17 protein-coding genes, 1 tRNA gene and 1 pseudogene are annotated in these 20,347 nt (G+C 65.2%); 11 read left to right on the forward strand and 8 right to left on the reverse strand.

Features of this window, described 5'->3' with window-relative positions:
- Positions 1-28 precede the first annotated feature (28 nt).
- The 5 genes from F595_RS0111500 (at position 29) to F595_RS0111520 (ending at position 6,331) form a co-directional block, all read left to right on the forward strand.
- The gene (locus F595_RS0111500) at positions 29-1,009 is read left to right on the forward strand and encodes a putative solute-binding protein (RefSeq protein ID WP_228126961.1); all 981 of its coding nucleotides are present in this window, start codon (positions 29-31) and stop codon (positions 1,007-1,009) included.
- Complete coding sequence (locus F595_RS0111505; protein WP_156873881.1) at positions 982-1,755, forward strand: hypothetical protein; 774 nt, start codon at positions 982-984, stop codon at positions 1,753-1,755. The genes F595_RS0111500 and F595_RS0111505 overlap by 28 nt, the downstream gene beginning before the upstream one ends.
- Entirely contained in the window at positions 1,715-2,704 is a 990-nt protein-coding gene (locus F595_RS0111510) for an alpha/beta fold hydrolase (RefSeq protein WP_022957027.1), read from the forward strand. Before F595_RS0111505 ends, F595_RS0111510 begins: the two co-directional genes overlap by 41 nt.
- Positions 2,705-2,951: 247 nt before the next feature.
- A complete protein-coding gene (locus F595_RS0111515) occupies positions 2,952-4,550 on the forward strand; it encodes a sulfatase-like hydrolase/transferase (RefSeq protein WP_022957028.1) in 1,599 nt (532 codons plus the stop codon).
- Positions 4,551-4,645: 95 nt separating this feature from the next.
- Positions 4,646-6,331, forward strand: a complete 1,686-nt coding sequence (locus F595_RS0111520) for a choice-of-anchor I family protein (RefSeq protein WP_022957029.1) — start codon at positions 4,646-4,648, stop codon at positions 6,329-6,331.
- 163 nt (positions 6,332-6,494) lie between these two features.
- Here the strand turns inward: F595_RS0111520 and F595_RS0111525 are convergent.
- Positions 6,495-6,570, reverse strand: a tRNA-Asn gene (locus tag F595_RS0111525).
- Between the two features lie 206 nt (positions 6,571-6,776).
- Between F595_RS0111525 and F595_RS0111530 the strand changes: the two genes are divergently transcribed.
- Together F595_RS0111530 and F595_RS0111535 are read left to right on the forward strand one after the other, a co-directional pair.
- On the forward strand, positions 6,777-7,151 hold the full coding sequence (locus F595_RS0111530; RefSeq protein WP_022957030.1) for a hypothetical protein: 375 nt from the start codon (positions 6,777-6,779) through the stop codon (positions 7,149-7,151).
- 123 nt (positions 7,152-7,274) lie between these two features.
- Positions 7,275-7,847 (forward strand): annotated as a pseudogene (locus F595_RS0111535) (cupin domain-containing protein); the annotation flags it as partial.
- Here F595_RS0111535 and F595_RS0111540 read toward each other — a convergent pair.
- Positions 7,834-8,265, reverse strand: coding sequence for a group I truncated hemoglobin (locus F595_RS0111540; RefSeq protein ID WP_022957032.1), 432 nt, complete (start codon positions 8,263-8,265; stop codon positions 7,834-7,836). The pseudogene F595_RS0111535 and the gene F595_RS0111540 overlap by 14 nt on opposite strands.
- A gap of 15 nt (positions 8,266-8,280) precedes the next feature.
- Positions 8,281-9,207 (reverse strand): DUF3034 family protein, encoded by a 927-nt coding sequence (locus F595_RS0111545; protein WP_084683066.1) that lies wholly within the window; start codon positions 9,205-9,207, stop codon positions 8,281-8,283.
- Positions 9,208-9,346: 139 nt separating this feature from the next.
- Here F595_RS0111545 and F595_RS13995 point away from each other — a divergent pair, with 139 nt between their 5' ends.
- Positions 9,347-10,210: an esterase/lipase family protein gene (locus tag F595_RS13995; RefSeq protein WP_022957034.1), complete on the forward strand. Its 864-nt coding sequence runs from the start codon at positions 9,347-9,349 to the stop codon at positions 10,208-10,210.
- Position 10,211: 1 nt separating this feature from the next.
- Here F595_RS13995 and F595_RS0111555 read toward each other — a convergent pair whose 3' ends face one another.
- On the reverse strand, positions 10,212-11,237 hold the full coding sequence (locus tag F595_RS0111555) for a helix-turn-helix domain-containing protein (protein ID WP_022957035.1): 1,026 nt from the start codon (positions 11,235-11,237) through the stop codon (positions 10,212-10,214).
- Between the two features lie 100 nt (positions 11,238-11,337).
- Here F595_RS0111555 and F595_RS0111560 point away from each other — a divergent pair, with 100 nt between their 5' ends.
- Positions 11,338-12,219 carry a metal-dependent hydrolase gene (locus F595_RS0111560; RefSeq protein ID WP_026913550.1) on the forward strand — a complete coding sequence of 294 codons (882 nt, stop codon included), beginning with the start codon at positions 11,338-11,340 and terminating at the stop codon, positions 12,217-12,219.
- Entirely contained in the window at positions 12,219-13,157 is a 939-nt protein-coding gene (locus F595_RS0111565; protein WP_022957037.1) for a PhzF family phenazine biosynthesis protein, read from the forward strand. The genes F595_RS0111560 and F595_RS0111565 overlap by 1 nt, the downstream gene beginning before the upstream one ends.
- Before the next feature lie 19 nt (positions 13,158-13,176).
- On the opposite strand, the gene F595_RS0111570 is transcribed toward F595_RS0111565, so the two are convergent.
- From F595_RS0111570 to F595_RS0111580, 3 genes are all read right to left on the reverse strand, one after another.
- The gene (locus tag F595_RS0111570; protein ID WP_022957038.1) at positions 13,177-14,613 is read right to left on the reverse strand and encodes a dihydrolipoyl dehydrogenase; all 1,437 of its coding nucleotides are present in this window, start codon (positions 14,611-14,613) and stop codon (positions 13,177-13,179) included.
- A gap of 139 nt (positions 14,614-14,752) precedes the next feature.
- Entirely contained in the window at positions 14,753-15,937 is a 1,185-nt protein-coding gene (locus F595_RS14000; RefSeq protein WP_022957039.1) for a pyridoxal phosphate-dependent aminotransferase, read from the reverse strand.
- An 83-nt stretch (positions 15,938-16,020) separates the two neighbouring features.
- A complete protein-coding gene (locus tag F595_RS0111580; protein ID WP_022957040.1) occupies positions 16,021-16,899 on the reverse strand; it encodes an MBL fold metallo-hydrolase in 879 nt (292 codons plus the stop codon).
- Positions 16,900-17,094: 195 nt separating this feature from the next.
- On the opposite strand from F595_RS0111580, the gene uvrB reads away from it, so the two are divergent.
- Positions 17,095-19,149 (forward strand): excinuclease ABC subunit UvrB, encoded by a 2,055-nt coding sequence (gene uvrB / locus F595_RS0111590; RefSeq protein ID WP_022957042.1) that lies wholly within the window; start codon positions 17,095-17,097, stop codon positions 19,147-19,149.
- Between the two features lie 80 nt (positions 19,150-19,229).
- On the opposite strand, the gene F595_RS0111595 is transcribed toward uvrB, so the two are convergent.
- A partial coding sequence (locus F595_RS0111595) for a VCBS domain-containing protein (protein ID WP_022957043.1) occupies positions 19,230-20,347 on the reverse strand: 1,118 nt, incomplete at its 5' end.

The following is a 20,347-nucleotide window of genomic DNA, read 5'->3' on the forward strand; positions in this document are numbered from 1 at the left end:
AAGAGACATGAAAAGCAGAAAGATGGTCATGGCGTTCCTGCTGGCAGCAGTACTGCCGGTGACCGCGTTTGCGGGTCAGAAATTCTGTGTCTTCGATCCGGGCGGAACCAACGGCCCGGGTTATGGCTATGCGCGTGATTACGCGGTCGCTGCCAAGGGCTGGGGTGTCACTCTCGATCTCAAGGCTTATACCGACGAGCGCCTGGCAGCCGAGGATTTCAAGGCCGGCCAGTGTGACGGTGTCGCCATTTCGGCCTTGCGTGGTCGCCAGTTCAACAGCTACGTCGGCAGCGTCGACTCGATCGGTGGTGTTCCGGGCTACCCCCATCTGCGCGCCGTCGTTGATGTGCTGAGTAGTCCGAAATCGGCGGACAAGATGGTGTCCGGCCAGTACGAAGTGGTCGGCATACTGCCTGTCGGCGCCGCCTATGTCTTTGTTCGCGACCGCAGCATCAACTCGGTGGATAAGGCGGCCGGCAAGAAAGTTGCCGTACTCGACTACGACAAGTCGCAAGCACGTCTGGTGCAGCAGATGGGCGCACAGCCGGTGGCTTCTGAAATCATCAATTTCGGCTCCAAGTTCAACAATGGCCAGGTCGATATCATTGCCGCGCCTGCAGTCGCCTATCAGCCACTGGAGTTACACAAAGGACTGGGTTCAACAGGGGCCATCTACCGTTTTCCGCTGATCCAGCTGACGGCGAACCTGATCGTTCGACATGACAAGTTTCCGGACGGTTTCGGGCAGAAATCGCGTTTCTATATCCAGAGCCAGTTCGATCGTGCCGTTCAGGTTGTCAATCAGGCCGAGAATGCCGTTCCGCAAAAGTACTGGCTGGATATTCCCGAACCTGACAAGAAAAAGTACGAACTGATGATGCGCGAGGCGCGAGTCCAGCTCACCAAGGAGGGTTTTTATGATCCGCGCATGATGACGCTGCTGAAGCGCGTGCGCTGTAAGGTCAAGGCCAGTGCAGCCGAGTGCAGCGAAGCCGTGGAGAACCAGTGATGAGCATGCATGTTCCCTATATCGCCAGCCCGCTCCAAGCACGCATCCCGGCCGAGCTGGAGGGGTTGTTCCAGCGTTCGCGCAGCCACCTCATTGATGCTGACAAGAAGCTGGGGGGCGAGCTGCTGACCGAGACCTACTGTGACCTGATTGATGCCTGTTTCACACACCTGCTGGAAGACATCAACCGCACGCATCCCTCGAAAGTGCTGCTGGAGGCCCAGACGGTCGCCGAGGACATCAAGGCCAAGGCCCGGCACTACGTCGGCTGGGTCATCGGCTTTCTCGCCAATGACCGTTTGCCGCCGGTCATCGCCCATTTTCACGGTCTGGTACACACCCTGGACCTGGGTGATGGCGACAAACCCTACATGGCCTTCAATATTTCGCCAAAACTGGCCGCCGAGGCGCAGCGCGTGCTCGCCACTCTGCATGACGGCAGTGCCACCAGCATTGACGAGGGCATCGAGCTGCTGATCGAAGCTGTGGAAGAGGCAATTGTGCCGCTGGCGATGCACCCCAAGGATCTGATGAAGTTCAACTTTATCGTCGACAGGACGCTCGATGGCGTCATTGCCCTGATCCGCAAGTTGTTCACGCGCATGTTGCGCAAGCTGGCACCGCATCTTCCACGCGAACTGTATCCGCGTGTCGCTGCGCATCTTGAAACCTTTTTGATCGTGTCAACACATGGAAATGAAATCGATGGAGCGGTTCACTGTGAAGGAAGGCAACAACCTGCTTGAGCGCGAGTTCATCACGGCCGTCGGTCCGGCCTATCTGGCGCGTGCCCGTGCGCCGGACCCGGAGCGGGTCAGGCGCTGGCGTTATCGCAGCTTCCTGCCGCTGCTGAACCGGCTGCATGGTACGGTCACCGGACTTTCCAGCCGGCACGGCATGATTGCCGGCCAGCGCGTGGTCTGGCTCGAGGGTGGTAACCGCGCGGGGGAAGCGGTCGTGCTGGTGCACGGCTTTGGCGCCAGCAAGGAGAACTGGCTGCCGTTGCTGCCTTTCCTGGCGCGCCGCTACCATCTCTTCCTGATCGATCTGCCGGGCTGGGGCGAGAGCCAGTTCGACGCATCCGCGCGTTACGGCATGGATGACCAGGTCGCGCGTCTGGCGAGCTGGATGCAGCATGTCCTTGACCGGCCTGCGCATGTCGTCGGCAGCTCCATGGGCGGTGGCGTCGCCGGACTGCTGGCAGCGCGTCATCCGGCGCAGGTCAGGACCGTGACGCTGATGAATGCCGCCGGTGTCGCCGGCGTTGTCCGCACACCCTTCGAAGATGGCTTGGCCGAGGGTCGCAACGGACTCATTGCCCACAATGCCAGAGGCGTTTTCGACCTGCTTGCCACCGTCATGTCGAGCCGGGCCTTGGCCATGGTCATGGCGCCGGGAATGTACTGGGATCTGGTGTCACGTCGTCATGTCAACGAACATCTGTTCCGCCAGCTCATGGAGAACGAACCGGATCCGGAGCTGGCGGCCTTTTCTGGCGTCGAGGTGCCGACGCTGGTGCTCTGGGGTGTCGACGATCAAGTGCTGCATGTCACCTGCGCCGATACGTTTCGTCAGCTCATCCCGCAGGCGCAGGTGAAGCTGCTGCACGGCATCGGCCATCTGCCCATGGTCGAGACACCGCGGGTGACGGCGCGCGCCATGCGCAAGTTCTGGCGCGGATCAGGCAGTTCCTGAAATGCATTGCGATGGGGGGGAGGGCAGCAGCTCTGGCAGTTAGCAAATCTTCTTCATTTGCATGGTGAGCACTTCATGTTTCCCCTGGAGCTCGGCGCATTGCCAGCACATCCTCCAAGGTTCGTGTCGCCAATTCGCGTCAACATCTGACCCTATTTCATGAAGACCTGCCTCGTGTCCACCTGACCTGAGCCCAATGAAGAGCTAGCGTTCGCTGACTGGCGCAAGCACAAGGGGTGAACCCGGCATGGGGACCGCACGCATAATCTGGCTGGCTCTGCCGGCATTACTTGTGATGTTGCTGCTCAGCCTGGCCGGCAACTGGACCGATGCCATCCGTCTCGGGGCACTGTCACTGCCCGGCGCATGGCTGTTCTGGCTGGCCGCCCGTCAGCGTCGCCGCTGGCTGGGTGTTGCTGCCAGTGTCTGGCTGCTGGTGTTTCTTGCCGATGCCCTCGTACGCGCCAGCATCTGGTGGTTGTATGGTGCCGATGTCACCTCGCGTCTGGTCATCGAGGCGCTGGCCAACACCACCCTGCGCGAGTCCCGCGAATTCCTTGTGGGGCAGGCATACCTGCTGGTTCCAGCCCTCGCCGGGTTTTCGGTTCTGACCGGCATCTATCTCTGGTCATGGGTCGTCTGGCGCAGGGACATGATCGTCGTATCGACACCCCCGCGCCTGACGTCTCCGGCGCGAGTCCTGGCCGGTTTCCTCGCGTTGCTGGCGGTCGCCGCCTATGCCATGAACCCGTCACGTGATCTGCATCCGTTGCCGTACTGGGCTGGTGTCCACGAGGCAGTGGCCCGCCAGCAGGCTGAATGGCAGACATCGGCCCGCTGGCATGCACGCTGGGATGCCAAGGCGCGTGAGGACCTGGTGCGCCTGCCGGATTTTTCCGAGCGCAAGACCCTGATGCTGGTGCTCGGGGACAGTGTCACCAGCGACAACCTCGGTGTCTGCGGTTACCCGCGTGACACCACCCCGGCACTCACCCGGCGGCTGTCACAGCTCACGGTCTTCTGCGATGCCTACGCCGCCGCGCCAGCGACCATCCCGTCACTGGGCATGAAGCTCACCGGCGAGGATCTGCACACCAGCGCCCACCAGCACCGCAACCTGATGGCCTATGCCCGCCAGGCCGGGTTTCGGGTGTTCTGGATCAGCAACCACGATGACCGCCTGATCGCTGCCCGCTATGGCGCCTATGCCGACGAGGCGTTCTATGCCAACACCCGTTCAGGCCGCAGCAGCACCTCGCTGGACGAGCGCGTGCTGCCTGCCGTCGAGTCGGCACTGGCGCATCCGGCAGCGCGCAAGCTGGTGATCGTGCATCTGCTGGGTGCCCACCCCAATTACGCCAACCGTTACCCTGCGAGGTTCACGCACTTCAGTGCTGCCAGCAACGACCGCGTTGAGGCCCAGCTGTCTGCGGCCGATCGCGGTCCGCTGATCCGCCAGCTGCGCAACCAGTATGACAATGCCCTGACCTACCACGACTGGATTCTTGATCAGCTGCTCAATCGTCTGGAAAGCAGTGCCAGTGACCGGCCCCGGCGCTTTCTCTATGCTTCCGATCACGGCAACGAGGTCGGTCATGAGCGAGATTTAGCGGGCCACAGCCCCACGACCGTCGCCGGATTCCGGGTACCTGTGGTGATCTGGCGCAGTGACGGGAAAGGGCAGGGCGTCAGCCGCACGCGTCTGCTCACGGATGATCTCGATCACGCTGCACTGCACCTGATGGGACTGGATTGTGCCGACAGCCGGCAAGAGGCTAGCTGGGTGGAACCCGGCTATGCGTTTGAGCCGCCGGCGCGCTGGCCGTTGTGGCAGCAGGACTCCTGAACGATATGACTGCCTCCGTACTGTCATGATATCGCCAACGGAATGACATGCTCGGCTGGCAGCATGTTCGGATCACATGATCCGGATCCACTGCCATGCCTCGTTCCGTCACCCGTGTCACGCCACCCCGCCTTGTTCTCGCGTCGCTTGCCTCCGCCATTCTGCTTGCCGCCTGCGGTGGTGGCAGCGATGCCGGCGGACCGGCCGCGCCCATCCAGGTGTCGCTGGCGAAGATCGGCCAGTACCAGCATCTGGGCGGGCCCTCTGCCGCCGAGATCTCGGCCTTCGACCCGCGCAGCGACCGGTTGTTCGTGGTCAACGGGGCACTGGGCTCTGTCGATGTGCTGGACCTTGGCAACCCGGCAAGTCCGCAGCTGATCGACACCCTCGATGCCCTTGATCTGGGTGCCGGCCTGGGCGCCGCCAACAGCGTGGCCGTCTACAACGGCGTGGTGGCGGTGGCACTGCAGGCAACAGTCAAGACCGACCCCGGCAGCGTGGTGTTCCTGCGTGCCAGCGACCTGGCGGTGCTTGCGACCGTAACGGTGGGCGCCCTGCCCGACATGCTGACGTTCACGCCTGACGGCCGTGCCCTGGTCGTTGCCAACGAGGGCGAGCCGAACAGCTACAACCAGCCTGACTCGGTGGATCCGGTCGGATCCGTCAGCATCATCCGTGTCACCGGCCTCAGCCCTGCCACTTCGTCCATCACCACCCAGGTGCAGACCGCCGGGTTTGCTGCCTACGACAGCCAGCTCGACAGCTTGCGTGCGGCCGGCGTGCGCATCTACGGTCCCAATGCCAGCGTCTCGCAGGACCTTGAGCCCGAATATCTGACCATCTCGACCGACAGCCGAACCGCGTGGGCCACGCTGCAGGAGAACAACGCGATTGCCGAGATCGACCTGGCCTCGGCGACCGTGACCCGGGTCCGGAGTCTGGGCAGCAAGGACCACAATCTCGCTGGGGCCGGCATGGACGTCAGCGATGAGGATGGCGTTTCCAACAGCAATAGCGGCACGCCCGCCATCCGCATTGCGCCGGTGCCGGTTCGCGGACTCTACCTGCCGGATGCCGTCGCAAGTTACCGGGTCAATGGCGTGAACTACCTGATCACGGCCAATGAGGGGGATGCCCGCGAGTACGTCGGCATCAATGCCGATGGCCGCGAGGATCTGCGTGTGCGTGGCTACTGCGGGGCGCTGGATCCGCTGGTGTTCGGCGATGCCGGCAACCAGATCCTCGACTCCAATCTGGGTCGTCTGCGCATCACGGCCATTCCCAACGGCGGGCTGAACAGCAAGAACGGCAGCGGGCAGTGCAACCAGCTGTTCTCGCTCGGCAGCCGGTCGTTCTCGATCTGGAATGCCGACAGCCTGGTTCAGGTCTACGACAGCGGTGACGAGTTCGAGCAGCGCACGACAGCATTGCCGAACGTGATGTTCAACGCCAGCAACGACGACAACGCGCTCGACAGCCGAAGCGCGTCAAAGGGTCCCGAGCCGGAAGGGGTTGTACTGGGTACGGTGCGCGGGCGCACGCTGGCCTTCATCGGCCTGGAGCGGATTGGCGGCATCATGGTCTACGATGTGACCGATCCGGCGTCGCCACGCTTCCTGAGCTATGCCAACCCGCGCATCGGGGCGACCGGCGATCGCGGTCCCGAGGGGCTGACCTTCATCAGTGCGACGAATTCGCCGACCGGATTGCCGTTGCTGGTGGTCGGCAACGAGACCAGCGGCACCACAGCCGTGCTGCAAATCAGCGCCAGCAGCCTCTGAGCCGGCGTCGTGTGCCGGTGAGCAGCCGGCACATCGGCGCTGCACCGGGGTGATGCGGCATTCATTGCCGCATACCGCATGCTGCGTCACCCCCGGGAAATGCCCGGACCTGGAAACGAAAAAGCCGATCAGGAATATTGCCTGATCGGCTTTTTCATTGAATTGGCTCCCCGAGCTGGACTCGAACCAGCGACCCAATGATTAACAGTCATTTGCTCTACCGACTGAGCTATCGGGGAATGTCGTAGCGGGGGCGAATGATAGAGACCGACTGCATGGTGGTCAAGCCGCGTGCATGGTGTTTGCTCACAAAAACAGCGTGCCGCGATCGTTCCCGCACGTCATGACGGACCGGGCAGCGTCGTTTGTCCGGGTGCCTGGCGGAAGTGGCTGCGCTATAGTGGTGCATCATGTGCCAGGGACACGGGAGGCGTCGGTCGCGCCCATGGAAATCCATCGCGTCAACACGGCACGCTTTGCCGGACTGGTCTGTCCGCTCAGCGAGCGCCCCCTGCGCTGGGAGGATCAGCCCTGGTCCCCAGGCAGCGTCGTGGCGGGCGTGCTGAGACCTGGCGAGCTGGAGATCCTGCAGCAGGTCGAGAATGCACAGCTGGCTACGGCATGGAGCAATCATGTCCGGCCGCAGCAGCAGGACGGGAGGCCGCTGTCGGCCTGCGGCCTGCTCTACGGATTCCAGTTTCCCGGGCTGGTGGCGCTTGAAGTCACCCGTCCCGACGCCCCGTGCTGCCATCCTGATGCCACCTCCTACGTGTTGCTGCCTGGCGAATGGCTGGGGCGTCTGCGCTGGCTGACGCGCTGACGCGGCGCGGTCGTGGCGCCAGCGAGCGAGCAGATCATGCGCATCAATGCGGATTTCACCCGTCCGGCCCGGCTCCTGCCAGACGAGCAGTGCTGGGTGCCGTAACCTCAGTCCGGTGTCACCCGGGTCATGCTCGACCGTGTCGGCGAGGAGAAGGCGCGCGCAACCAGCCGGGTGCGCTATCAGGCCGGTTCGCGCTTTCCGGCGCATGACCATCCCGGAGGCGAGGAAATCCTGGTCCTGTCGGGCACCTTCTCGGATGAGAGCGGTGACTATCCGGCGGGCTGGTACCTGCGCCATCCGCCAGGTTCGCGTCATGCCCCGTTCAGCCGTGATGGCACCGAGATCTTCGTCAAGCTCTGGCAGATGTCGACCGGCGAGCGGGACGTGGTCAGAGTCGACACGCGCGACCCCGCCCGATGGCACGAGACATCGCAGGGCCGGGACTGCCTGCTGCATGACTCGGAGGACGAGCGGGTCCGGTTGTGCGTGCTTTGCCCCGGCAGCGTCATGACAACGCGGCCGGGGTGGCACCACGAGCTGCTTGTGCTGTCGGGCGAGATGACGGTGGCAGGCAATGCCCTGCCAGCCGGCAGCTGGCTGCGACTGCCGCCCGGGCAGGACATCCTGCGTGCTGACTGCGCACAGGGTGCCACGGTGTACCTGAAGCAGAACCGCCGTCTCATTTCACCGTGATGACGTCGCGGTGCATGGGCGCCAGCAGGGCCAGCACGTCGGTCTGGAGGGCGAACGGCACCCCCTTGGCCTGCATGCTGGCGATCAGCACCTCCACCAGGGCATTGAAATGCGCCTTGGTGATGGTCATGCCGGCGTGCGCGCTTTTCATGTCCTGGCCGGCGTATTTGCAGGGCCCGCCTGTGGCTTCGCAGACCTGTTCGGTAAGCAGGGCGGAGAGACGAATCGCGTTGGTGTTGCGGAACTGGTCGCCGATGCGCGGGTCCGCCGCGACACGACTGACGAAATCATCCATCACGGCGCGGATGGACTCCTTGCCGCCGAGCTTGTCGTAGAGGGTCGTGGCAGTGGCCGTGGAGGCCAGTGCCGGTTGCGCAAGCCCCACGCAGAGGGCAATCAGCATCAGGGATTTCTTCATGATTGGTGGCTCCTGTCAGTAGGAAAACTGGGCGGACACGTAGTAGCCGGTCTGATCGCGGTTGCTGGTCGTGGCCGGCACGATGCGACCCAGATCGACGTAGCCCGCAGTCAGGGAGACGTTCTTGCGTGGTGCCCAGGCCACGAAGACGTCCTTCCAGTCGTCGGAGGCAAGGCCGTTGCGACCACCACCCACGGGACGAAGCTCGAGGTTGTCTGGCATGGCACGGTATTCGGCACCTACTGCGAGGTTGTTGCGCAGCAGCTTTGCCACCGACACTTCTGGCATGATCTGGTATCCAGAGCTGCCATTGGCACCGAAGCCAAGCAGACCGTTCTGATTTGCCTCAGTGGCGCGAAGCGTGGCATTGATCAATACGGCGGGCTTCAAGAACAGTTTGGTGGCGCTGACGTAGAAATCTGTGCCGCTGGTGTCGGCACCTACACTGTTGAGAATGCCTTCGATCCTGTTGCCGGCGTCCAGACGCTTGTGCTGCACGCCGACGGCAACCTGCGGCAGCCAGGTGTCAGCGTCGAGGATGGCTTCGCCGAGCACACGGTACTTGACCCCGACGATGACCTGGTCAAGCTCCTGCCCGGGTGCGCCCAGCTGGCGGCTGGTGGGGCCGGTGTCCAGCGACTGGCTGCCTACGGAGAACTCCAGCCGGTCATCCCAGGCCACCATGGCGCCGAGGGTGTCGAGGCGATAGTCCTGGGTGCGTGCCTGCGAGACATTGGCGGCCACGCCCCACTCGTTGTCAGTGGCCTGGGTGCCGATCAGGGCCCAGGGCGTGAGTCCGCCGCCGCCGCTGCCTTCGATGGTGCTGACACCACCGGTCAGCACCAGCTTGCCGCTGGCAGAATGGGCAGCGGGTGACAGGCCCAGGGTCACGGTGGCGACAGCGAGGCCCATGGCCTGCAGAACATGTCGTGTCGGTTTCATGAAGTCACCTGTGTTCGATGTGGCAGGTCGCCGGGGCATCCGGCGCCAGTGACGTCATTGAACCGGTGTCGGTGCGGTCGGCGATCCGTCGACCTGCGGAGCGGATGATCTGCCGTTCGGCAGAGTGGAGAGGATTCGGATGGCGACGAAGACCCGCCTGACCACGGCAGGATCGACGAGGAGTTCAGTCGGTCGGCTGCTGGCAGGCCTGCTGCTTGCGACGACTGCCGTGCCGGCAGCGGCTGACCTCGCGTCCGTGCTGAACCAGCGCTGCGCGACCGGGAGTCATGCGGCGCCGGTGGTGCTTATCCACGGCACCTTTGCCAGCACGCGGCGCGCTTTCTCCAGCCTGGCGCCCGCGTTGCACGGTGATGGGCACTGTCTGTTCGCGCTCAATTACGGACGCCGGGGACCGCTGGGGCCGAACGGGATTGATGACGTGTCGCGCTCGGCGGCGCAGGTGCGCGAGTTCGTGCAGCAGGTGCTGGAGCGAACCGGTGCGGCACGCGTCAGTCTGGTCGGGCATTCGCAGGGCGGCCTGCTGGCTTTCATGGTGGCCAATGAGCCAGCGCTGGCAGGGCGGGTGGCGCGTCTGGTGGCCGTCGCACCCAGCATCAACGGCACCGACCGGGTGCCGGCGGATCTTGCGCTGCCGCATTGTCCGGCCTGCATGCAGCAGGGACGCCAGTCAGCGTTCATCCAGGCGCTGCAGCGCCAGCGGCGCAACCCCGAGGGGGTGCAGAGCCTGATCGTGGCCACGGCCAACGACCGCGTGGTGACTCCGGTGGCTGCACAGTTCCTGCAGGAGCCCGGGGTGCGCAACCTGCTGCTGCAGGATCTGCACCCGGGGTTGCGGGCGTCGCACTCCGGCGTCATGCATACGCCGGAGCTGATTGCCGTGGTGCGCGACTTTCTCGCGCCGGAGGCGGGAATGAATGCTGAACGCGCCCCAATAACGGCAACGGCAACGGCAACGGCTCAGCCAGGCAGTGGGCAGGAGTGAATCATTTTTGAGGCAAGCCCAGTGCCTGCCGGCGGTAGGTGGACGGCGTGCGCCCCTGCCAGTGCCGGAACGCCAGGGTGAAGCTGCGGCGCTCGCGGTAGCCGAGCTTGAGCGCGATGCTGTCGATGTCCAGCGCGGGGTCGCGCAGCATGGTGCAGGCCAGTTCCTCGCGCAGGCGGTCGCGCAGATCGGCATAGCCGGTGCCTGCCGCGCGCAACTGGCGCTGCAGAGTGCGCGGATGCACATGCAGGCAGGCCGCGACGCCGGCCAGTCCGTCACCGAGCAGGGCGGGCTGGCGGCGTAGCAGCACCTCGACCTGCGAGCTGACGCCAGGCGCCACGCCGTCACCCAGCATGCGTCGACGTATGGTTTCCTCGGCGGCGGCATGGGCCTGGGGCAGGGCACCCGGCAGCCTGCCATCGAGCAACCGGCTGTCGCCGTGCAGGGTATTGTCGTCAGCGCCGAAGCGCACCGGACAGCCGAACCAGCGCGTGTAGGCATCGATGCTGCCGTGCGGCGCATGACGGAAGTCGATGGCGCGAACCACCGGCGCATCCGGTGCCACCACCCGGCCCAGGTGCACGGCGACTGCCGTCATCAGCTCGATCAGCAGCGGGTGATCGTGCAGGCGAGGTTCGTCACTGCGCACGCGCGGGTGCAGCAGGGCCTCGGGGGCACGATCAACGATCTCGAAACCCAGGCCCGGATGCACCAGCACCGGTACCCAGTCCAGCAGGCGGTGCAGCTGGCGAAGGGTGGTGGCACTGGCGAGGAAGGCGGCCACCGCCGGCTGGCCGTCGAAATTGAAGACATCGGCGAGCGCGAACACGAAACGTCCCTGCGTCGTGCCGGCCTCCAGCTGTTCGATCAGCGCTGCCACCAGCGACAGCGGCCAGGCCGGCGGATCGCCGTCACCGGTGTGCAGACCCAGCTGCAGGCTGGCCAGCACTGGCTTCAGGTCGCTGCCGCTGCGGGCGGCGGCCATGGTCAGCAGGCTGAGAAAGTGCAGTCCGAGGGCATGGGCCATGATGTCGCCATTTATTCCTTTTCTGTCGCGATACTATCCCTTGTCGGGCGCTTCTGTCGCCACAATCAATCCGTCACCTGTCGGGATGGAGAACCCCACCATGGCGCGTCATGCACACAAGGAAACCATCGTGGTCCGCAAGGATCTGGATTTCGGCCTGGATTCGGACGACATCCCGCGTTACTGGATGGCCGGCGATGCCTACCGCACCCGCGTCTTCGACGCCATCCAGGCCACCTTCCCGGATGGCGAGCGCTACTTCATCTCGGCGGTGCGCGCCTTCCGCGACCGCATCCAGGATCCCGAGCTGCTGCAGGCGGTGAAGGATTTCACCATGCAGGAAGGCCAGCACGGCCAGGTGCACACGCGCTACAACGAGCGCCTGCGCCGCCAGGGCATCGATGTCGAGGCCTTCGTCAAGCACACCCGTGCCATGTGCGACGGTCGTCTGCAGCGTCTGTCGCCGGAGTACAACGTGGCGCTGACTGCCGCGCTGGAGCATTTCACCGCCATGATGGCGGACCTGTTCTTCGCCGAGAAAGCCGTGCTCGAGGGTGCCGATCCGCGCGTGCGCGCCATGTTCGCCTGGCATGCCATCGAGGAGATGGAGCACAAGTCGGTGGCCTATGACGTCATGCAGCAGATTGCCGGCGTTGGTTACTTCACCCGAGTCCTGGCCATGACCCATGCCACCGCCTCGTTCTCGCTGTATTCCGTGGTCGCACCCTGGTTCATGCTGGCGATGGACGGCTACACGGTGCGCGAGCGCGTGTCGCTGTACGGTCGCGGCCTGGGCTGGCTGCTGGGCCCGCGCAAGGGCGTGATGCGTCGCCTGCTGCCGATGATCGCCAGCTACTACCGTCCCGGCTTCCACCCCGAGGACCTGCCCACGGTGCACAACTACGGCGCCTGGGTGGCAGCCTATGCCGAATCGGGCGACCCGCTTGCAGCCGCCGACGCCATGCATGCGGCGGCGGCCTGATGCCCGTGACGGAGCATGCGCTGCATGTCGTTGACGTGTTCTCGGCGCAGCCCCTGCGCGGCAACCCGGTTGCCGTGGTGCTGGATGCCGAGGGCCTGAGCACGGCCGACATGCAGGCCATCGCGGCCTGGACCAACCTGTCCGAGACCACGTTCGTGCTGCCGGCCGATCATCCCGACGCGGATTACCGGCTGCGCATCTTCACGCCGCGCGGCGAGCTGCCGTTCGCCGGACACCCCACGCTGGGCAGTGCCCACGCCCTGCTGGCCAGCGGACGCTTGCGTGCCCGCCAGGGTGAGCTGGTGCAGTCCTGCGCGGTGGGGCAGATACGCCTGCGTGTCGAGGCTGCTGACGTGCCAGCCGAGGCAGATGACAGGACGGCAGCTGATGCAGCGACATCCGTGCAGCGTCTGGTGCTGACCTTGCCTGAGGCCAGGCTGCAGGACGTGTCCGAGGAGATGGTGGCGACGCTCCAGCTCGTGCTGGGGGCCGCACTGCGCACGGGGTGCGTGCCGAGCGTGGTCGATGTCGGGCCACGCTGGCTGGTCGCCGAGCTGCCGTCCGTGCAGGCACTGCTGGCCCTCACGCCGGATCAGGCGGCCAGCGCGCACCTCGAGCAGCGCCTGTCGGTCACTGGTATCACCGTGTTCGCGCGCGCGCCGGGGGAGACGCTGGCGCTCGAGGTACGTTCGTTTGCGGCCTCCAGCGGCATCAGCGAGGACCCGGTCTGCGGCAGCGGCAACGGGGCGGTGGCGGCCTTTCTGCAGCTGACGGGCATGCTGCCAGCGACAGGTGCGCGTTACGTCGCGCGCCAGGGGCGCTGCGTCGGCCGCGACGGCCAGGTGCATGTCCACGTCACCGGCACCGGTCGCATCGAGGTCGGCGGCGACTGCGTCACCACGCTGGCGGGCGTTCTGCGTCTGCCGGCCCCCCTGTGAATCGCTTCAAACTGACGTTTCAGCCCGGCGCGCGTTTGCGCTGACGGCGCAGATCTTCCAGCGCCACCGTCAGCAGTTCCTCGATGGTCGGGTGATACCAGGGCAGCTCCAGCAGACTGTTTATGGTCTCGCCACGCGTGATCGCCAGCGCCAGCAGATGGCCGAGGTGCTCGCCGGCCGGCGCGAACAGCGCGGCCCCGAGCAGGCGGCCGCTGTCGCGGTCGGCATAGAGACGAATCATGGCCTGCATGCTGTCCAGGATGCGCAGACGTCCGTTGGCCTCGCCCGAGGCGGTGCCGATCAGTGCCGTGGCCGGATCCAGTTCGCCATGGCGCAGGCCGACATGCACGATGTCCGGGTCGCTGAAGGTGATGCTCAGCGGCACCTGGCGCGGTGCTGGTGATGTGGCTCCGGCATTCACGTGTCCGGGCGTGTCGGCGGCTGCGGCTCTGGCTGCCAGCACCGTGGCTGCGGCATGGCGGCCGGCGCGCCGGCCCTCGTCGGTGGCCTCGTGGAACAGGGTCCGGCTGGCGTTGGCATCGCCGATCACGTAGACCGGATGGCCGGCGATCTTCAGGGTCAGCGGATCGATGTCAGGCAGGCCGCGCGATGATGTCGCGATGCCGGCGGCGGCAAGATCCAGCCCGGCCAGATTGGGGCGACGTCCGGCGGCCACCAGCAGGGCATCCACCGTGGTCTCCTTCTCGCCTGCGCGCAGTCGCACGCCATCCGCAGCCGGCTCGGCCGTTGCCGGCTGGCCCAGCCACAGCGTCAGCTCCCCGGCCACGCTGGCCTGCACCCGCTCCGACAGCACCGGATCGTCGATGCCGGCGAAACTGCTGGAGCCGGCCAGATGTACCTGTACCCCGAGACGGCTCAGGGCCAGACCCATCTCCAGCCCGAGCGCGCCGGAACCGATGACGCCGATGCGCGCCGGCAGGCTCTCCTGCTCGAACAGGGTGTTGGTGGTCAGGCAGCGATCGGCCACCGCCTGCAGGTTGTCGGGCAGGAAGGGCGTGGAGCCGACCGCGAGGATGACCTGCGCCGCCGTGACCACGACCTCGCCCTCGGCGGTGCTCACCGTCAGCTCGCCGGCTGCCGTGAAGCGGGCGCGACCGTTGATCAGCTGATCGGCACCCAGCTTGCGCGCGGTGCCGGCAGCAGCACCGGCAAAGTGGTCACGACCCTGGCGCAGCCGTTGCCAGGTCTGCCCCAGGTCGATGCGCAGGTTTTCCTGGCCAGTCATGCCCCAGTCGGCCATCTCGCGACGCGTGCGCCACAGGCTGGCGGCGTGCAGCGCCAGCTTGGAGGGCATGCAGCCGACGCGGGCACAGGTGGTGCCCAGCGGACCGTGATCGATGAGCACGTAGGACAGGCCCGCGCGGCGGGCCTCGCTGATGGCGAACATGCCGGCAGTGCCGGCGCCGACGATGGCGACATCCACATCAAGACGCATGGCTGAGGGACTCCTGGTAACGTGTTGGCCGGTGAAAACGCAGGGTCACACCATGCGGCAGAAGGGGCAGGCCGGACAAGTCGCGGGCACAAAAAACCGCCGCGACCCGGACGGGTGGCGGCGGTTCCTGATCAGCGGCTCAGCCTTCGATGGCTTTCTTGATGCGAGCCAGCGCGTCTTCCAGCACCGACATGGCGGTGGCGTAGGAGATGCGCATGTGACCGTCGAGACCGAAGGCCGAGCCCGGCACCACGGCAACGCCGACGGTGTTGAGCAGGTGTTCGGAGAACTCCAGGTCATTCTTCAGGCCGAGCTTGGCGATCGCGCCCTCGACGTTGGCGAAGGCATAGAAGGCGCCGTCGGCCGGCGAGCAGGACACGCCCTCGATGGTGTTGAGGGTTGCCACGACGTAGTCATGACGCTCCTTGAAGGCCTTGACCATCGGCACAAGCACATCCTGCGGGCCGTTCAGCGCGGCTTCGGCGGCGACCTGCGAGATCGAGGTCGGGTTCGAGGTGGACTGCGACTGCACATTGGTCATGGCGGCGATGAGCTTCTGCGGACCGGCGCAGTAGCCGATGCGCCAGCCGGTCATGGCATAGGCCTTGGAAACGCCGTTGAGCACGATGGTGCGGTCGTACAGGTCCGGTGCCACGGTGACGATGTTCTCGTACTTCTCGGCGGTCCAGATGATGTGCTCGTACATGTCATCGGTGGCGATGAGCACGTGCGGGTGCTTGCGCAGTACCTCGACCAGGGCCAGCAGCTCGGCTTTGGAGTAGACCATGCCGGTCGGGTTCGACGGCGAGTTCAGCACCAGCAGACGCGTCTTCGGCGTGATGGCGGCTTCGAGCTGGGCGGCAGTGATCTTGTAGCCCTGCGACTGCGGGCACTCGACGATCACCGGGGTGCCGTCGGCAATGATCACCATGTCCGGGTAGGAAACCCAGAACGGCGCCGGGATGATGACCTCGTCACCCTTGTTGAGCAGGGCCAGCGACAGGTTGAAGAAGCTCTGCTTGCCGCCGCAGGACACGAGGATCTGGTTTGCCGCGTAGTCCAGGCCTTGGTCGCGCTTGAACTTGGCGATGATGGCCTTCTTCAGGCCCGGGGTACCGTCGACGGCGGTGTACTTGGTAAAGCCCTTGGCGATGGCTTCCTGAGCTGCCGCCTTGATGTGCTCCGGGGTGTCGAAGTCCGGCTCGCCGGCACCCAGGCCGATGATGTCGCGGCCGGCGGCCTTCAGCTCGGCAGCCTTCTTGGTCACGGCGAGGGTGGGCGAGGGCTTGATGCTGAGCACGCGTTGCGAGAGCTGGATGTCCAAGGGTATCTCCTGGTGATCAAGTGGGCCGGGGATCACCCGGCTGCCGGCAGGCAAAACGGCGGAATGATACCGGATCGACGGGGTCACGAAAACCGCTGCGTCCCCAGAATCGGCGTCAACAAAGGTCGTACGCCGGCGGCCTCGATCTCGGCCAGGAAGCCTGGCAGGTCGACACCGGGCAGCAGGTCGGGCTCGGCATGCACGGGTGTCAGCATGGTGTCCCAGTGGCAGGGGATGATCCAGCGCGGCTGCAGCAGCCGCACCACGTCGCGCACGTAGTCCGGGCGCGCCTGGCGGCCGATGGCGCAGAGGCAGACGATGTCGCAGCGGTGCCCGGCCAGTTCCTCCTCGATGAAGTCGGCCGAGTCGATGTGCATGACCGTCAGCGGCCCGGTGTCCAGCAGCCAGTTCAGCACCAGACCATGCTTGAGCTGATGCATCCGCGGCGGCCAGGGCGGCGGCGCGTGCAGATCGCCGGGGAAGGGGATGCGCCCGAAGATGCGCCCGTGCCGGGACGGAAAACCACGCAGTGTCCAGGTGCCGGAGGCGATGTCCTCGCGACCGGCGGTCTCGACCAGCTGTGCCTCCGGCAGGCCGGCGGCGCGTCCCACCATGGCTGTCGATGACGAGCCGATCAGACGCGCACCGGTCTGCCGGCACAGCTCGGGGCCGTCCAGGATGTGATCGTGGTGGGCATGCCCGATGAGCACGTCATCCGCTTCCGGCATCAGCGCGGCAATCAGGTCGGCATCCGGCACCAGGGGGCGGGTCAGCGAGGTCAGCAGGTCCGGACGGGTGACGTAGGGGTCCAGCACCACCGTGTGCGTGCCGTCGCTGACCACGAAGCCGGCCGTGCCGAGGTAGCGGATGCTCAGGCTGGCCTGCCCGGCGACAACCGTGTTCTCGACATAGGGCAGGGGGACGGCTGGCTGCAGGCCGGTCAGGCGCTTGAACAGGGACATGGCGAGTCACTCCGGCAGGGGCATGAGCCTGCTTATACCGGAAAAACGTGGCTATCGGATGAACCTGCTCGGGGATGACGCTCAGGCGTGATGCGGGCGAACGTCGTAACGATGTTGGCCAAGGCTCGTCGTTCACGTGTCGCCCGCCCGCGGACCGGCTAGACTGGGGGTTTGCAATCACGGCGGGGCGGGATCATGGCGGATGACGGGCTGAGCGAGGGACTGTTCCGGGTCGAGTCACGCTACCAGCCAGCCGGCGACCAGCCGACGGCCATCGCCGGTCTGGTGCAGGGCGTCGAGGACGGTCTCAGCCATCAGACCCTGCTCGGCGTCACCGGTTCCGGCAAGACCTTCACCATGGCCAACGTGATCGCCCGGCTGCAGCGCCCGGCCATCATCATGGCGCCCAACAAGACCCTGGCCGCCCAGCTCTACGGCGAGTTCAAGGAGTTCTTCCCGCACAACGCGGTCGAGTACTTCGTCAGCTACTACGACTACTACCAGCCGGAAGCCTACGTGCCGTCGTCGGACACCTTCATCGAGAAGGACGCGGCCATCAACGAGCACATCGAGCAGATGCGCCTCTCCGCCACGCGCGCGCTGCTGGAGCGGCGTGACGCCATCATCGTCGCCACGGTGTCGGCGATCTACGGCCTCGGCGATCCCGAGGCCTACATGAAGATGCTGCTGCATGTCGCCCGTGGCGACCGCATCGACCAGCGCGGCCTGCTGCGCCGCCTCGCCGAGCTGCAGTACACGCGCAACGACATCGAGTTCTATCGCGGCCACTACCGGGTGCGCGGCGACATCATCGACATCTTTCCGGCCGAGTCGGAGGCGCAGGCGGTGCGCATCGAGCTGTTCGACGAAGAGGTCGAGGCGATCTACTGGTTCGACCCACTTACCGGTGAAGTGCGCCAGCGCGTGGCGCGCGTGACCATCTACCCCAAGACCCACTACGTGACACCGCAGGAGCGCATCCACGCTGCCATCGAGCAGATCCAGGTCGAGCTCAAGGAGCGCGTTGAGTGGTTCCGCGCCAACGACAAGCTGCTCGAGGCCCAGCGCATCGCCCAGCGCACCCAGTATGACGTCGAGATGCTGCAGCAGCTGGGCTATTGCCAGGGCATCGAGAACTACTCGCGCTACCTGTCAGGGCGTCCGGCAGGGTCGGCGCCGCCGACGCTGTTCGACTACGTGCCGCCTGATGCCATCCTGCTCATTGACGAGTCGCACGTGACCGTGCCGCAGATCGGCGGCATGTACAACGGCGACCGCTCGCGCAAGGAGAACCTTGTCAACTACGGCTTCCGCCTGCCCTCGGCAATGGACAACCGGCCGATGAAGTTCGAGGAGTTCGAGCGCATCTCGCCGCAGACCATCTTCGTGTCCGCGACCCCGGGCAACTACGAGCAGGAACATGCCGGCAACGTGGTCGAGCAGGTGGTGCGCCCCACCGGTCTGGTCGATCCCGAGGTCGAGGTGCGCCCGGCCTCGACCCAGGTCGACGACCTGCTGTCGCAGATCAAGGCACGTGTTGCCGTCGAGGAGCGCGTGCTGGTGACCACGCTGACCAAGCGCATGGCCGAGGACCTCACCGAGTACCTGCGCGAGCACGGCACCAAGGTGCGCTACCTGCACTCCGACATCGACACCGTCGAGCGTGTCGAGATCATCCGCGACCTGCGCGTGGGCGAATTCGACGTGCTGGTCGGCATCAACCTGCTGCGCGAGGGCCTGGACATGCCCGAGGTATCGCTGGTGGCCATCCTCGATGCCGACAAGGAAGGCTTCCTGCGCTCCGACCGCTCGCTGATCCAGACCATCGGTCGCGCCGCCCGCCACCTCAACGGCAAGGCCATTCTCTATGCCGACCGCATGACCGGCTCGATGAAGCGCGCCATCGACGAGACCGAGCGTCGCCGCGCCCGGCAGATCGCCTTTAATGCCGAGCATGGCATCGTGCCGCAGGGTGTCAGCCGCTCGGTCAGCGACATCCTCGAGACCTATGCCGGGGCCGCCGCTGCCAATGGCGCCGGCTCGCCCGGACGCGGCCGCAAGGGACGAGGCGGCGAGCGTCCGGGCAGCGAGAAGGCGGCCGACCTGCGTGACCCGAAGCAGCTGGTGCGCCACATCGAGGCACTGGAAAAGGACATGCTGGCCAAGGCCCGCAATCTCGAGTTCGAGGAAGCCGCGCGTTTGCGCGACGAGATTCACGGGCTGCGTGAACGGCTGATGGTGGCGGGCTGAGCGATCGCTGGCCGGGAGCCGGAAACGAACAGGCCGCGATCAGAGATCGCGGCCTGTGGTGTTGCGGAGGTTCTGACGGATCAGAGCACGAAGTCGGACAGTGTGATGCTGGCGGTGCCGGTCAGGGTGATCTGCAGCTCAGCCGTGGCGACATTGCCATCGGTATCTGCCCAGACAATCACGTTTGCACCGCTGGTATGCCAAGTCACGCCATTGGCCACGAGACCGTTCAACTCGCCACCCCAGGCGAAGGCGTCATTGGTGCCGGAGGTCGCGGAGTTGGCATCGAGGGCCGACAGGTCGATCGTGTCGTTGCCTGCGTCATTGAAGTCCGTGATGGTGTCGCCGATGTCTCGGGTGGACAGATAAACAAAGATGTCGTTGGCACTGTTGCCGGTCAGAGTATCTGAACCATAGCCACCGATGATTACGTCGTCATCGGCGTCACCACTGATGGTGTCATTGCCGGACCCGCCATACAGAGTGTCTGTAACGGAACCACCGCTGATGATGTCATTGCCTTCGCCACCGAAAATCGTGTCGATGCCATTGCCACCATTGAGCGTGTCATTGCCGCCAAGTCCGTACAACGTGTCCTTGCCGTTTGACGAAGTCCCATCCCCCTGAACACCGAAGCTGTCAGCGTTGTTGGTGCCTGTCCATACAAACGAGCCGTTACCCACTGCGCTGCCACCGGTATCAAAGTCATTCGGATCGTCATTGCCCGCATAGACTGCAGCAACCGTGACAACAGCAGGTGCCTCATCTGCACCATTGATGGTGACGGAGATGGTTTTAGAGGCCGTGCCATCCGTGCTGGTTACCGTGAGTGCATCGGTGACGATTGATGCACTGGTCAGTGCCTGGGTCACGGCGCGTGTGTTGTCCAGCGTGTAGGTCCAGGCACCGGTTGCCGGATTGAACGTGAAGCTGCCATAGGTACCGTTCAACGAGGCAGGGGTCGAGAAGGTTTCCGGGCTGTCCGGGTCATCGACGCTCAGTGTGCCACCGACCTGGTTGAGAGCGGCGTCTTCTGTCACCGTGCCGGTGCTGGCACCGGTGATCACGGCGGCGTCGTTGGTGCCGTTGATGGTGACGGTGATGGCCTGCTCGGTGCCATCCACCGACTTCACGGTGAAGGTCTCCTCGACCTTGTCGCCGACGTTCAGGGAATCGAAGGCGCTGTTGGCGGTGAAGG

The sequence above is a fragment of the Perlucidibaca piscinae DSM 21586 genome (assembly GCF_000420045.1).
In the GTDB taxonomy this organism is placed as follows: Bacteria; Pseudomonadota; Gammaproteobacteria; order Pseudomonadales; family Moraxellaceae; genus Perlucidibaca; species Perlucidibaca piscinae.